Raw genomic sequence first — 13,468 nt, 5'->3', positions numbered from 1 at the left:
CGGCGTTGACGGGCCCTATGGCGCCGGCTGGAAGGTGTTGAAGACGACGTCCCGGGCCGGGGCCTGCGCGGCCCACTGCGCGTCCGGGACGATCCAGTAGATCGAGTAGCCGTACTTGGCCGGACTGCCCGTCACGAAGCCGCGGTTGAGCGAGTGGCTCTTGGGCGTCCCGTTGGTCCACTCCCAGTCCGCCGCGTTGCTCCACTGCCGGTAGGTGATCGCCGCCAGGTTCAGCCGCTGGTAGTTGGTCACCTGGCCGCGCACATTCGGCTCGGACTCCTGCCAGTCGGCCAGGGCGCTCTCGCCGGGCGAGGTGGTCCACTCGATCCGCAGCTGGCTGCCGTCGGCGGAGTTCTTGAAGATCCGCCGGTTGGACTCCGACCCGGCCGGCTGCAGCCAGTCCGGCAGCACGACCGAGAAGCCACTCGGGTCCTGGTACGCGTGGAACCCGGCCGGCACCGCCCCACCGGACGGCGTCGGCGCCGGCTCACTCGGCGCGGACGACGCCGACGGCTGCGCCGCAGTCGCCGAGGCCGGCGCCTCGCCGGTCGGAGCCGGCTCACTGGCCGTCACCGTCGCCCCCGCGCTCGGCGTGGCCTCCCCGGTCGTGGCCACCGGCGAGGTGGCGCCCGCACTGTGCGTCGTGCCCGCCCCCTTCGCCCCGGTGTCCCCACCACCGACCGCCTGGACCACCGCGACGATCCCGGCGATCAGCAGCAGCACCACCACCACGGTCGCGATGGCCAACCGCCGCCGCCCCTTGCGCGGATCGGCCCCGGCCGCCTGGGTCGCCCCCATCGTCCACTCACTGGTCACCGGCCGGATCGGCTCGGCCGCCGGCACCGGTTCGGCCGGCTCCGCCACGGGCTCCTCGGCCTTGGCCCGGCTCCCCACCCGAACCGTCCCCAACAGCCCGCCCACAGTCCGCTTCGGCGTCTCCTCCGGAGCCTCCTCCGCCGCGACCGCCGTCTCCTCCGCCTTCCCCTCCGCCTTCGCCTTCTCCCCGCCCGCGACCGGCACCGCATGCTCGGTGGTCGACTCCGCCCGCGCGGTCGCCTCCGCCACCACCCGCTTGAGCATGGAGCGGGTCTGCGCCGCGTCCAGCCGCTTCGCCGGATCCTTCTCCAGCAGCCCCTCGATCACCGGCAGCAGCGGCCCGGCGTTCGCCGGGGTGGTCAGCTCCTCGGTCATCACCGCGGTCAGGGTGGCCAGCGCCGAACCCCGGTCGTACGGCGGCCGCCCCTCGACCATCGCGTACAGCGTGCCGCCCAGCGACCACAGGTCGGCCGGCGGCCCGGGCTTCTGCCCGCGCGCCCGCTCCGGGGATATGTACGAGGGCGCGCCGACCAGCATCCCGGTGGAGGTGACCGAGGCGTCGCCCTCGACACTGGCGATCCCGAAATCGGTGAGCACGACCCGGCCGTCCTCGCCGATCAGCACGTTGGACGGCTTGACGTCCCGGTGCAGGATCCCGAGCGCGTGCGCCGCACTCAGCACGCCCAGCACGTCCAGCGCGATCTCCGCCGCCCGGGCGGGCGCCAGCGGCCCGTCCTCCCGCACGACGTCGGCCAGCGAGCGGGACTCGACCAGCTCCATCACGATCCACGGCCGGTCGTCCTCGTCGACCACGTCGAAGACGGTCACCGCCGAGTTGTGCCGGATCCGCGCGGTGGCCTTCGCCTCGCGCAGCGTCCGGACGATCAGCCGGTGCTTCTCCTCCTCGTCGACGCTGGCGTTCATCCGCAGTTCCTTGACCGCGACGGTCCGGCCCAGCATCTCGTCCTCGGCGCGCCAGACGGTGCCCATGCCGCCGCGTCCGAGCACGCCGTTCAGCCGGTAGCGGCCGGCCAGGAGGCGGCCGGTGGAACCCTGCGCCTGGGTCATTCGGAACGTTCCCCCATGTGCTGCTGGCGGTCGTGGTGACGGCGCGTCGGCCCGGCCCGGGCCCGAACGCCCAAGCCTCCATCATCCCCTGTCCGGAGGGGCGGCGACCACCCGCCCCCCGTCCCGAGCCAGGACGAACCGGAACGGGTGCGACGCTCTGTGCCCGATCTGTGATCGAAAACTCGCCAAGATCTGCCCGAACCGCTGCTACGGTACGGCAGCTCATCGTTCTTCCGGGGGGATTCGATGCCCATGACCGCACCCGCACCGGGCGCTGACGGCCCGTCGCCACGCCCGCGCACCGCCGAGCACTTCTCGGTCGCCCCGGTGCTGGACACCCCCGAGGGCTACGTCGCCCCCGGCATGCCCGGCGTCCCGGTCACCGGCTACACCGACACCCCCACCCCCCACCACCGGGCCCCCCGCCGCCGCACCGCCCTGGCCCTCACCCTCGCCCTGCTCGCCACCCTCCTCGGCGGCCTCGCCTACGGCTGCGCCCCCCTCCGCGCCGCCGACAGCCTCGGCTGGCTCACCATCGCCCAAGCCGGCCTGATCGCCCTCCCCCTCGGCCGCCTGGGCGGCCGAAACCCGCTACTCCCACCCCTGGGCGCCCTCCTCGCCACCACCGCCCTCCTCCTCGGCCAACTCACCCAACACCTCCGCCTGCTCCACGCCACCACCCCCACCCCCCACCCCCTCCTCCCCCAAACCCTCACCACCTGGCGCACCGACCTCCGCCCCCTCGACCTGGCCTTCTACACCATCGCCCTGATCGGCGGCTTCCTCCTCACCCGCCGCTCCGCCAACCACACCTGACCCCCACACCCCCCAACAGACCCACGACCAAAGCCCCGATCCGCACCAACCCACCCACCCCCACCACCCCCCCACCTCCCCACCCGACCCAGGCGAGAGGGACGCGCTGCGGGAGGGGGCGGTGGAGGGGGTGGGTGCGGAGAGGGGCGTGACGGGTGATTTTCAGACCGCCAACGGCGCCCAACACCCCTCGATGAGGGTCGGCGGTCCGAAAATCACCCAGCCCCCGGAGCGCCCACCCCCGGAACCGCCCCCGGACCACCCACCCTCCCGAAAGCCCACCCCCACACCCCAGCCCCGCGCAGCGGCCCGCGGCCCCCAAAACGCCAACGACCCGCTCTCCCCGAAGGGAAAACGGGCCGTCAGCCAAGCCAAGCCAGGCCAAGCCAAGCTCAAACCATCAGCGATGATCCAGCGCCGGATTCACCGTCACCTCAACCCGCTGGAACTCCTTCAACTCCGTGTACCCCGTCGTCGCCATCGCCCGCCGCAGCGCCCCGAACAGGTTCATGGTCCCGTCCGGAGTGTGCGAGGGCCCGGTCAGGATCTCCTCGGTGCTGCCGACCGTCCCGAGGTCGACCCGCTTCCCCCGCGGCAGCTCCTCGTGAACCGCCTCCATCCCCCAGTGGAACCCCTTACCCGGCGCGTCCGTCGCCCGCGCCAGCGCCGCCCCGATCATCACCGCGTCGGCACCACAGGCGACAGCCTTCGGAATGTCCCCGCTGTACCCCACCCCGCCATCCGCGATCACGTGCACGTACCGCCCGCCGGACTCGTCCATGTAGTCCCTCCGCGCAGCCGCGACGTCCGCCACCGCGGTCGCCATCGGCACCTGGATCCCCAGCACGTTCCGGGTGGTGTGCGCAGCCCCCCCACCGAAGCCCACCAGCACGCCGGCCGCGCCGGTCCGCATCAGGTGCAGCGCAGCGGTATACGTGGCGCAGCCCCCGACGATCACCGGAACGTCCAGCTCGTAGATGAACTGCTTGAGGTTCAGCGGCTCGGCGGCGCTGGAGACGTGCTCGGCCGAGACGGTGGTACCGCGGATGACGAAGACGTCGACCCCGGCGTCCACGACGGCCTTGGAGAACTCGGCGGTCCGCTGCGGCGAGAGCGCGGCGGCGGTGACGACGCCGGAGTCGCGGACCTCCTGGATCCGCTGCTTGATCAGCTCGGCGCGGATCGGCGCGGAGTAGATCTCCTGGAGGCGCCGGGTCGCGGTGGCCTCGTCGGTGATCGCGGCGATCTCGTCCAGCAGCGGCTGCGGGTCCTCGTAGCGGGTCCAGAGGCCTTCGAGGTTCAGCACGCCGAGCCCGCCGAGGCGACCGATGGCGATGGCCTGCTGCGGCGAGACCACGCTGTCCATGGGGGCGGCCAGGAACGGCAGCTCGAAGCGGTAGGCGTCGATCTGCCAGGCGATCGAGACCTCCTTCGGGTCACGCGTACGCCGGCTGGGGACGACGGCGATGTCGTCGAAGGCGTACGCCCGGCGGCCGCGCTTGCCTCGCCCGATCTCGATCTCAGTCACTTCGAGCCCTTCTGGTTTGTTGCTCATGCCCGCCGGGTCACCCCGGCCGCCCCCAGTATCCCGTACTACCGCTGGTGGCGCCCCGACGGCCCGACCCCCGGACGCGCGGAAGGGCCCGCCGTGGCGGGCCCTTCCGGGGTCGAGCGGGTCAGCGGGCCGAGTAGTTCGGCGCCTCGACGGTCATCTGGATGTCGTGCGGGTGGCTCTCCTTGAGGCCGGCCGCGGTGATCCGGACGAAGCGGCCCTTGCTCTCCATCTCGGCGATGGTGGCGGCACCGACGTAGCCCATGGTCTGGCGCAGGCCGCCGACCAGCTGGTGCAGCACGGCCGACAGCGGGCCGCGGTACTGGACCTGGCCCTCGATGCCCTCGGGGACGAGCTTGTCGTCCGAGGCGACCTCGGCCTGGAAGTAGCGGTCCTTGGAGTAGGAGCGGCCCTGGCCGCGGGACTGCATGGCGCCCAGCGAGCCCATGCCGCGGTAGGACTTGAACTGCTTGCCGTTGATGAACAGCAGCTCGCCCGGGGACTCCTCGCAGCCGGCCAGCAGCGAGCCCAGCATCACGGTGTCGGCACCGGCGGCGAGCGCCTTGCCGATGTCGCCGGAGTACTGCAGGCCGCCGTCGCCGATGACCGGCACGCCGGCCGCCTGGCAGGCCAGCGCGGCCTCGTAGATGGCGGTGATCTGCGGGACGCCGATGCCGGCGACGACGCGGGTGGTGCAGATGGAGCCGGGGCCGACGCCGACCTTGACGCCGTCCACGCCGGCGTCGATCAGCGCCTGGGCGCCGTCGCGGGTGGCGACGTTGCCGCCGACCACGTCGACCTTGACGGCGGACTTGATCTTCTCGATCCAGGCCAGCGCGTTGTGGCTGTGGCCGTGCGAGGTGTCGACGACCAGGAAGTCCACGCCCGCCTCGACCAGGGCCTGGGCCCGGTCGAAGGCCTCGGCGCTGGCGCCGACGGCGGCGCCGACCAGCAGACGGCCCTCGGCGTCCTTGGCGGCGTTCGGGTACTGCTCGGCCTTGACGAAGTCCTTGACCGTGATCAGGCCCTTGATCCGGCCCTCGTCGTCGACCAGCGGGAGCTTCTCGATCTTGTGGCGGCGCAGCAGCGCCATCGCGTCCTCACCGGAGATGCCGACCTTGCCGGTGATCAGCGGCATCGGGGTCATGATCTCGCGGACCTGGCGGCTGCGGTCCGACTCGAAGGCCATGTCGCGGTTGGTGACGATGCCGAGCAGCTTGCCGGACTCGTCGGCGATCGGGACGCCGGAGATGCGGAACTTGGCGCACAGCGCGTCGGCCTCGCCGAGCGTGGTGTCCGGGCCGACCGTGATCGGGTCGGTGACCATGCCGGACTCGGAGCGCTTCACCAGGTCGACCTGGTTGGCCTGGTCCTCGACCGACAGGTTTCGGTGCAGCACACCGACGCCGCCCTGGCGGGCCATCGCGATGGCCATCCGCGCCTCGGTGACCTTGTCCATCGCCGCGGACAGCAGCGGGATGTTGACGCGGACGTTCCGGGAGACCCGCGAGGAGGTGTCGACCTGGTTCGGCAGCACCGCGGAGGCCCCGGGCAGCAGCAGGACGTCATCGAACGTGAGCCCGAGCATGGCGAACTTCTCGGGTACGCCTGCGGCGTTGTAAGACATTTGGGGGTACCTTCCGTGGCCGGCCTTATCCGCTCGCGCCCAGAGGGAGGGGGCGCGTTGATCGCTCACTCGCGCAGACCGCCGAAAGCCGGGTGGCTTGGAGGAAGCTCCAACGGAACCCCGTGTGCACCCGCAAAACTTTGGCAACCTGCCCAGGCGCCGATACCCCATGGTACTGGCACCGCGAACATGCCCTCGTGTGCCCTTGACAACACGTGCCCCTGCGGGCTCATTCCGCCCGGCCGGACCCCCCGTGGCCTGCGCCTGCGGTCAGGAGGACTCCTCCGCGAGCGCCCGCAGCCGGCTGAGCGCACGGTGCTGGGCGACCCGGACGGCCCCCGGCGACATCCCGAGCACCTCACCGGTCTCCTCCGCCGACAGCCCGGCGGCCACCCGCAGCAGCACCAGCTCGCGCTGACGGGCCGGCAGGTTGGACAGCAGTTCCTTGGCCCAGGCCGCGTCACTGCTCAGCAGCGCCTGCTCCTCCGGGCCGAGCGCCTCGTCCGGCACCTCCGGCAGGTCGTCCTGCGGCACGACGGTCGAGCCGGGCCCGCGCATCGCGGCCCGCTGCAGATCGGCGATCTTGTGCGCGGCGATGCCGTAGACGAACGCCTCGAACGGCCGCCCCTGGTCCTTGTACCGGGGCAGCGCGCACAGCACCGCGACACAGACCTCCTGGGCCACGTCGTCCACGTGGTGCCGGGCCCCGCCGGGCAGCCGGACCAGCCGGGCGCGGCAGTACCGCAGCGCCAGCGGGTGGACGTAGGCGAGCAGCGCGTCGATCGCGGGGCCCTCGCCGCGCACGGCCGCCGCGACCAGTTCGCCGACGAGGGGGGAGCCGCCCGTGCCGAGCACCGGCGGCCGGCCCGGACCGTCCCCGGTCACGGCGTCGGCCACCAGGTCGCCGGATTCCGCGTACGCGTCGGGGCCCGGGTCGGAGGGCTCGGCCTCACCCGGGTCCGCCTGGCCGGCCGCACCGGCGACATCGTCGCGCATCGGTCCATGGTGCCTGGTCGAGCGGGAAAACGCGGCACCGCGTCCGGAGTTGTGCACCGGAACGTTATGCGCTGCGGCACCGTGCGGCGTGCCGCGCACCACCGGCCCCTCCTGCACCGTGCCGCCTCCCGCCGCGCCGCCGTGGGTGGTCCTGTCCGTCGCGCCGTCCGCCGAGTGTCCTGCGGCTGCGTGGTTCGCCGCAGTGCCTGTCCGCTGGTCCCCGAGGTGCTCCACTCCTCCATGGTGCAACCTCGGGACCGTAACGTCACACGCCCGTGCGGCGCCCGCTCCGGAATTCGAGGGCGGCGCGCCGCGGTCGGCGGCGCCGCCGACCGGTCAGCGGACCAGTCCCCAGCGGAAGCCCAGCGCCACCGCGTGCGCCCGGTCGGAGGCCCCGAGCTTCTTGAACAGCCGTCGGGCGTGGGTCTTGACGGTGTCCTCGGACAGGAACAGCTCGCGCCCGATCTCGGCGTTGCTGCGCCCGTGGCTCATGCCCTCCAGCACCTGGATCTCACGCGCCGTCAAGGTCGGCGCCGCGCCCATGTCGGGGCTGCGCAGCCGGCGCGGGGCGAGCCGCCAGGTCGGGTCGGCGAGGGCCTGGGTGACGGTGGCCCGCAGCTCGGCGCGCGAGGCGTCCTTGTGCAGGTACCCGCGGGCGCCCGCGGCCACCGCGAGCGCGACCCCGTCGAGGTCCTCGGCGACGGTGAGCATGATGATCCGCGCGCCCGGGTCGGCGGACAGCAGCCGCCGGACGGTCTCGACCCCGCCGAGGCCGGGCATCCGGACGTCCATCAGGACGAGATCGGAGCGGTCGGCCACCCAGCGGCGGAGGACCTCCTCCCCGTTCGTCGCGGTGGTGACCCGGTCCACACCGGGTACGGTCGCGACGGCGCGGCGAAGCGCCTCGCGGGCGAGCGGGGAATCGTCGCAAACGAGAACGGAAGTCATGACCGTCGTCCTCCGCAGCTGATCCGCGTCACGTTGAGCCTCCTGGCTGGTACGAACCTCTCCGACACGGCCGATCGGCGACGGACTTCGTCCTGATCGCCCCGACTTGCCCGCGATCGTTCCCGACGTCCGGCGCCCGCTAACCGCCTCCGCACTACCAACGACCGTCACTCGAATGAGTTACGGCCTTCGGGCCATCTCCACCACTGTACGTGGCCAACCCATTACCGATCAGCCGCATCGCGGTGCACACGCCGCACTTTTGCGCAGCTCGCGCGCGGTGGGCGCACGACCCGCACGCCGGTACGGGTCGTCGCGCGCCCGTGAGCCACCCGATTGCCACATCCCGCGCCCGCCGAACCCCTTGCCCACTTTGCCCGTTTTTATAGCTTTCGTATGGTCATTGACTGTTGTGCCAGTGTGTGGGTGACTTGTCCATGGAGTTGCCTTAAGTCATATTTCCAGGTGTCCACACCAGCGCGGGGCGCCCCGCCGGGCACCGTTCGGCAGCAGCCCGCCGAAACGCCCGGCCACCGCCGACCGCCTCTGAAGGGAATGAGCCATGGCAGATTTCTCCCGCCTCCCCGGTCCCAACGCGGACCTCTGGGACTGGCAGCTCTCGGCAGCCTGCCGCGGCGTGGACAGCTCGCTCTTCTTCCACCCGGAGGGCGAGCGCGGGGCGGCCCGCAGTTCGCGCGAGACCAGCGCCAAGGAGGTCTGCATGCGCTGCCCGGTGATCGCCGAGTGCGCGGCGCACGCCCTGGCGGTCCGCGAGCCGTACGGGGTCTGGGGCGGGATGACCGAAGACGAGCGCGAGGAGATCCTGGGCCGCTCGCGGCACCGCCTGGTGGAGGTCCCGCTGACCCCGCCGGCGGTCGCGCAGCGTTAGACCCGCGTCCGCGGCGCGCCGTGAAGAAACGTTTCTTCGCGGCGCCTGAGGCCGCTCCGTCCCCGATCGGGGACCCCGGTCACCGACCGTCAGCGATCGGCGGCCGCACCCGCCAGCCGCTCCCGCATCAGCGCGACGGCCGGCACCTCGGCCAGGTCCGGCAGGGTGAGCGCCACCACCCGCCGCACGGCCGGCGCCCCCGAGGCCGTCCGCACCGGAACCGTCGACACGCCGTCAGGGCGCACCGACTGGAGGGCCAGCCGGGGCAGCACCGCCACCCCGAGCCCGGCCGCCACCAGGCCGACCACCGCGGGGTAGTCGTCGGTCGCGAAGTCGATCCGGGGCTCGAAGCCCGCTCCCGCGCACAGCTCCACCAGGTGCCCCCGGCACTGCGGGCAGCCGGCGATCCACTGCTCCCCCGCCAGCTCCGCCAGCTCCACCGGACCGCCCCGCCCGGCCAGCGGGTGGGCGGCCGGCAGCAGGCCCACCAGCGGGTCGTCCAGCAGCGGGGTGACCACCAGGTCGGACCAGTCGGTGCCGGCCGACAACTGCTGGGCCTCCAGGTTCGCCTCGGCCCGGGCCTCGCGCGGCGAACCGTGCCCGGGGGCGGGCGCGGGGACGAGCGCCGCGGGTGCGCCGTCGGACTGCGGGTAGCGGAAGGCCAGCGCGATCTCGCACTCGCCGCCGCGCAGCATCGCCAGCGACTCCGGCGGTTCGGCCTCGACCAGCGACACGCGCACCCCCGGATGGCTGTCCCGCAGGCGGGCGACCGCGGGCGGCACCAGGGTGGAACTCGCGGTCGGGAAGGAGACCAGCCGCACCCGTCCGGCCCGCAGTCCGGCGATCGCGGCCACCTCCTCCTCGGCGGCGGAGAGCCCGGCCAGGATCCCGGTCGCATGCTTGAGCAGCACCCGCCCGGCCTCGCTGAGCTGCATCCCGCGGCCCGAGCGGACCACCAGCGGGGTGTCCACCGACTTCTCCAGGGCCTTCATCTGCTGGCTGATGGCGGGCTGGGTGCACCCCAGCTCGCGGGCGGCGGCGGAGAAGGAGCCGGTGCGGGCGACGGCACGCAGAACGCGCAGGTGGCGGGCCTCGATCATGCCTCAGTTATAAGGCAATCTTTGCATTCTGCAAAATTCTACTGATAGTTGAAGCCTCAAACGGGCTTCCGCCACACGGACTCCCCAACACCGGAGGCCCGGTCCGTCCCCCGAGGGGGTCGGACCGGGCCTCCGGTCAGGCGTCGGTGCCTCAGTGCGAGTGGCCGTGACCGCCGTGCGCGTGACCGGCCTCGGCCTCCTCCTTCTTCTCCACCACGAGGGTCTCGGTGGTGAGGAGCAGGGAGGCGATCGAGGCGGCGTTCTCCAGCGCGGAGCGGGTGACCTTGACCGGGTCGATGACGCCGGCCTTCACCAGGTCGCCGTACTCGCCGGTGGCGGCGTTGTAGCCCTGGCCGGCCTCCAGCTCGGCGACCTTGGAGGTGATGACGTAGCCCTCCAGGCCGGCGTTCTGGGCGATCCAGCGCAGCGGCTCGTGCAGCGCCTTGCGGACGACCGCGACACCGGTGGCCTCGTCACCCGACAGGCCCAGGCCGCCGTCCAGCACCTTGGCGGCGTGCACCAGCGAGGCGCCACCGCCGGCGACGATGCCCTCCTCGACCGCGGCGCGGGTCGCCGAGATGGCGTCCTCCAGGCGGTGCTTGCGCTCCTTGAGCTCCACCTCGGTGGCGGCGCCGACCTTGATGACGCAGACGCCGCCGGCCAGCTTGGCCAGGCGCTCCTGCAGCTTCTCGCGGTCCCAGTCGGAGTCGGTCGCGGCGATCTCGCCCTTGATCTGGGCGACGCGGCCGGCCACGGCCTCGGAGTCACCGGCGCCGTCGACGACGGTGGTCTCGTCCTTGGTGATGGTCACGCGGCGGGCGGTGCCCAGCACGTCCAGACCGGCCTGGTCGAGCTTGAGGCCGACCTCCTCGGAGATGACCGTGCCGCCGGTGAGGACGGCCAGGTCGCCGAGGATCGCCTTGCGGCGGTCGCCGAAGCCCGGGGCCTTGACGGCGACGGCGTTGAACAGGCCACGGATCTTGTTCAGCACGAGGGTGGACAGCGCCTCGCCGTCGACGTCCTCGGCGATGATCAGCAGCGGCTTGGAGGTACCGCTCTGCAGGATCTTCTCCAGCAGCGGGAGGATCTCCTGGATCGAGGAGATCTTGCCCTGGTGGATCAGGATGTACGGCTCCTCGAGAACCGCCTCCTGACGCTCCGCGTCGGTGACGAAGTACGGCGACAGGTAGCCCTTGTCGAACTGCATGCCCTCGGTGAAGTCCAGCTCCACGCCGAAGGCGTTCGACTCCTCGACGGTGATGACACCGTCCTTGCCGACCTTGTCGATCGCCTCGGCGATCAGCTCGCCGACCTGGGTGTCCTGCGCGGAGAGGGACGCGACGGCGGCGACGTCGTCCTTGCCCTCGATCTCACGGGCGATGGACAGCAGGTGCTCGGAGACGGCGGCGACGGCCTTGTCGATGCCCTTCTTGAGGGCGGCCGGGCCGGCGCCCGCGGCGACGTTGCGCAGACCCTCGTTGACCAGGGCCTGGGCCAGCACGGTGGCGGTGGTGGTGCCGTCACCCGCGACGTCGTTGGTCTTGGTGGCGACCTCCTTGACGAGCTGCGCGCCAAGGTTCTCGTACGGGTCGTCCAGCTCGACCTCACGGGCGATGGTGACGCCGTCGTTGGTGATGGTCGGGGCACCGAACTTCTTGTCGATGACGACGTTGCGGCCCTTGGGGCCGATGGTCACCTTGACGGTGTCGGCCAGCTTGTTGACACCGCGCTCCAGCGAGCGGCGGGCGTCCTCGTCGAACTGCAGGATCTTCGCCATGTTCCCTATTCCCTCGGGGCTGCGGCCGGCCGACCGGCCTCCGAACTACCTGAACCAACAACCACGCCCCGGGCCCCTGTCACTAGGGACACGGATCCGGGGCGGGTCGGAACGACTTACTTCTCGATGATGGCGAGAACGTCGCGGGCGGAGAGGACGAGGTACTCCTCGCCCTGGTACTTCACCTCGGTGCCGCCGTACTTCGAGTACAGGACGATGTCACCGACGGCGACATCGAGCGGCAGCCGCTGGCCGTCCTCGAAGCGGCCCGGGCCGACAGCCAGGACGACACCCTCCTGGGGCTTCTCCTTGGCCGTGTCCGGGATAACCAGGCCGGAGGCCGTGGTGGTCTCGGCGTCGAGCGGCTGGACCACGATGCGGTCCTCGAGCGGCTTGATGGCAACCTTGCTGCTGGTGGTCACGTCCGAGCTCCCCTTCGGAGATTACGGGGCTTTCTAACGGGTAGGGGCGAACCTGCGCATCTGCCGTCGCGGGGGTCAGAAGCGCGTCTTCGCGTTAGCACTCCCCCACTGGGGAGTGCCAAGGACGACCATAGGCCGCCGTTAGCACTCAGTCAACCAGAGTGCCAACGACGCGCACTGCGGGCTCGGCCGGCGGGCGAGTGTCCGTACTCGTGTACGGCGCCCGCGACACCCGACGACTCGGGCACCGACGGGCCGACCGGTCAGAATGAGCCCGTGGACACCGAGAACCTCCAGCCCCTGCTGACCCCCGAGGGTCAGGCCCTGCTCGCCGAGCTGCGCGAGTTCGCCCCCGAGGAGGAGCTGGCGCTGGCCACCCGGCTGCGGCGGGAGCACCCGGCGGAGCTGGTGTCGGCGGCGTTCGGCCAGGCACGGCTGCGGCAGCGGGCGCGGGCGAAGTTCGGGGCGGACGCCGACCTGATGTACTTCACGCCCAACGGGGTCGAGCAGTCCACCCGGCGCAGCGTGGCCGAGTGGCGGGCCCGCCGCTTCGCCGAGCTGGGCGTGCGCACCCTGGCGGACCTGTGCTGCGGCATCGGCGGGGACGTGCTGGCGCTGGCCCGGGCCGGGATCCGGGTGCTGGCCGTCGACAAGGACCCGGCGGCCTGCGCCGCCACCGCCGCCAACGCCGCCGCGCTGGGCCTGGCGGAGCTGGTGGAGGTGCGCTGCGCGGACGTCGCCGAGGTGGACGTCACCGGCTACGACGCGGTGTTCACCGACCCGGCCCGGCGCACCTCGCGCGGCCGGGTGTTCGACCCGGAGGCGTACGCCCCGCCGCTCTCCTGGGCGATCGAGGCCGGCCGGCGGACCCCGATCGGCGCGTTGAAGGTCGCCCCGGGCATCCCGCACGAGGCCGTCCCGGCGGACGCCGAGGCCGAGTGGGTCTCCGACCACGGGGACGTCAAGGAGGCGGTGCTCTGGTTCGGCACCGGGGCGGTCCGCCCGCACCGCGCGACCCTGCTGCCGCACGGCGACAGCCTGACCGGCGGCGACCTGCCCGACCCGCCGGCCGGCCCGGTCGGGCGGTACCTGTACGAGCCGGACGGCGCGGTGATCCGGGCGCACCTGGTGGCCGAGGTGGCCGGGCAGGTCGACGGCCGGCTGATCGACCCGAAGATCGCCTACGTGACCTCGGACCGGCTGGTCGCCACCCCGTACGCGCACGCCTTCGAGCTCACCGACGTGCTCCCGTACAACGTCAAGAAGCTGAAGGCGCTGCTGCGCGAGCGCGGGGTCGGCACGGTGGTGATCAAGAAGCGCGGGATGGCGATCACCCCGGAGGAGCTGCGCCGCCAGCTCAAGCCCTCCGGGCCGGACTCCGTCACGGTGATCCTCAGCCGCACCGACAACGGGCCGCTGATGATGCTCGGACAGCCGGTGGGCCGCCCGGTCTGAGC

The 13,468-nt window shown here is 72.4% G+C and carries 11 protein-coding genes; 3 read left to right on the top strand and 8 right to left on the bottom strand.

Translation table 11 applies throughout. The annotated features are described in order from the left end of the window. Positions 1 to 15: 15 nt before the first annotated feature. Complete coding sequence (locus tag ACZ4W5_RS17805) at positions 16 to 1,884, bottom strand: serine/threonine-protein kinase (protein WP_360238163.1); 1,869 nt, start codon at positions 1,882 to 1,884, stop codon at positions 16 to 18. A gap of 252 nt (positions 1,885 to 2,136) precedes the next feature. On the opposite strand from ACZ4W5_RS17805, the gene ACZ4W5_RS17800 reads away from it, so the two are divergent. Next, complete coding sequence (locus ACZ4W5_RS17800; protein ID WP_360238165.1) at positions 2,137 to 2,700, top strand: hypothetical protein; 564 nt, start codon at positions 2,137 to 2,139, stop codon at positions 2,698 to 2,700. A gap of 400 nt (positions 2,701 to 3,100) precedes the next feature. On the opposite strand, the gene ACZ4W5_RS17795 is transcribed toward ACZ4W5_RS17800, so the two are convergent. The 4 genes from ACZ4W5_RS17795 to ACZ4W5_RS17780 all read right to left on the bottom strand — a co-directional run bounded on the left by ACZ4W5_RS17795 (position 3,101) and on the right by ACZ4W5_RS17780 (position 7,823). Then, a complete protein-coding gene (locus tag ACZ4W5_RS17795; RefSeq protein ID WP_360226343.1) occupies positions 3,101 to 4,228 on the bottom strand; it encodes a GuaB3 family IMP dehydrogenase-related protein in 1,128 nt (375 codons plus the stop codon). Positions 4,229 to 4,376: 148 nt separating this feature from the next. Continuing rightward, the gene (gene guaB, locus ACZ4W5_RS17790) at positions 4,377 to 5,879 is read right to left on the bottom strand and encodes an IMP dehydrogenase (protein WP_360226340.1); all 1,503 of its coding nucleotides are present in this window, start codon (positions 5,877 to 5,879) and stop codon (positions 4,377 to 4,379) included. A gap of 270 nt (positions 5,880 to 6,149) precedes the next feature. Next, the gene (gene shbA, locus ACZ4W5_RS17785; protein WP_465655354.1) at positions 6,150 to 6,875 is read right to left on the bottom strand and encodes an RNA polymerase sigma factor ShbA; all 726 of its coding nucleotides are present in this window, start codon (positions 6,873 to 6,875) and stop codon (positions 6,150 to 6,152) included. Positions 6,876 to 7,211: 336 nt separating this feature from the next. Beyond that, on the bottom strand, positions 7,212 to 7,823 hold the full coding sequence (locus tag ACZ4W5_RS17780; protein WP_014136228.1) for a response regulator transcription factor: 612 nt from the start codon (positions 7,821 to 7,823) through the stop codon (positions 7,212 to 7,214). Positions 7,824 to 8,385: 562 nt separating this feature from the next. Between ACZ4W5_RS17780 and ACZ4W5_RS17775 the strand changes: the two genes are divergently transcribed. Continuing rightward, the gene (locus ACZ4W5_RS17775; protein ID WP_360226337.1) at positions 8,386 to 8,712 is read left to right on the top strand and encodes a WhiB family transcriptional regulator; all 327 of its coding nucleotides are present in this window, start codon (positions 8,386 to 8,388) and stop codon (positions 8,710 to 8,712) included. 89 nt (positions 8,713 to 8,801) lie between these two features. On the opposite strand, the gene ACZ4W5_RS17770 is transcribed toward ACZ4W5_RS17775, so the two are convergent. The 3 genes from ACZ4W5_RS17770 to groES form a co-directional block, all read right to left on the bottom strand. Next, on the bottom strand, positions 8,802 to 9,812 hold the full coding sequence (locus ACZ4W5_RS17770) for a LysR family transcriptional regulator (RefSeq protein ID WP_465655353.1): 1,011 nt from the start codon (positions 9,810 to 9,812) through the stop codon (positions 8,802 to 8,804). Positions 9,813 to 9,963: 151 nt separating this feature from the next. Next, complete coding sequence (gene groL, locus ACZ4W5_RS17765; protein WP_360226331.1) at positions 9,964 to 11,589, bottom strand: chaperonin GroEL; 1,626 nt, start codon at positions 11,587 to 11,589, stop codon at positions 9,964 to 9,966. 116 nt (positions 11,590 to 11,705) lie between these two features. Then, on the bottom strand, positions 11,706 to 12,011 hold the full coding sequence (gene groES, locus ACZ4W5_RS17760) for a co-chaperone GroES (protein ID WP_014136232.1): 306 nt from the start codon (positions 12,009 to 12,011) through the stop codon (positions 11,706 to 11,708). A gap of 276 nt (positions 12,012 to 12,287) precedes the next feature. Between groES and ACZ4W5_RS17755 the strand changes: the two genes are divergently transcribed. Beyond that, positions 12,288 to 13,466 (top strand): class I SAM-dependent methyltransferase, encoded by a 1,179-nt coding sequence (locus ACZ4W5_RS17755; RefSeq protein ID WP_465655351.1) that lies wholly within the window; start codon positions 12,288 to 12,290, stop codon positions 13,464 to 13,466. Positions 13,467 to 13,468 lie beyond the last annotated feature (2 nt).

This window comes from Kitasatospora sp. NPDC029367 (genome assembly GCF_055569135.1).
This window is presented reverse-complemented; position numbering and strand designations above follow the sequence as displayed.

Coding starts and splice junctions, on each gene's coding strand:
- ACZ4W5_RS17805 (WP_360238163.1), bottom strand. CDS start 1,884: ATGACCCAGGCGCAGGGTTCCACCGGCCGCCTCCTGGCCGGCCGCTAC.
- ACZ4W5_RS17800 (WP_360238165.1), top strand. CDS start 2,137: ATGACCGCACCCGCACCGGGCGCTGACGGCCCGTCGCCACGCCCGCGC.
- guaB (WP_360226340.1), bottom strand. CDS start 5,879: ATGTCTTACAACGCCGCAGGCGTACCCGAGAAGTTCGCCATGCTCGGG.
- shbA (WP_465655354.1), bottom strand. CDS start 6,875: ATGCGCGACGATGTCGCCGGTGCGGCCGGCCAGGCGGACCCGGGTGAG.
- ACZ4W5_RS17780 (WP_014136228.1), bottom strand. CDS start 7,823: ATGACTTCCGTTCTCGTTTGCGACGATTCCCCGCTCGCCCGCGAGGCG.
- ACZ4W5_RS17775 (WP_360226337.1), top strand. CDS start 8,386: ATGGCAGATTTCTCCCGCCTCCCCGGTCCCAACGCGGACCTCTGGGAC.
- ACZ4W5_RS17770 (WP_465655353.1), bottom strand. CDS start 9,812: ATGATCGAGGCCCGCCACCTGCGCGTTCTGCGTGCCGTCGCCCGCACC.
- groL (WP_360226331.1), bottom strand. CDS start 11,589: ATGGCGAAGATCCTGCAGTTCGACGAGGACGCCCGCCGCTCGCTGGAG.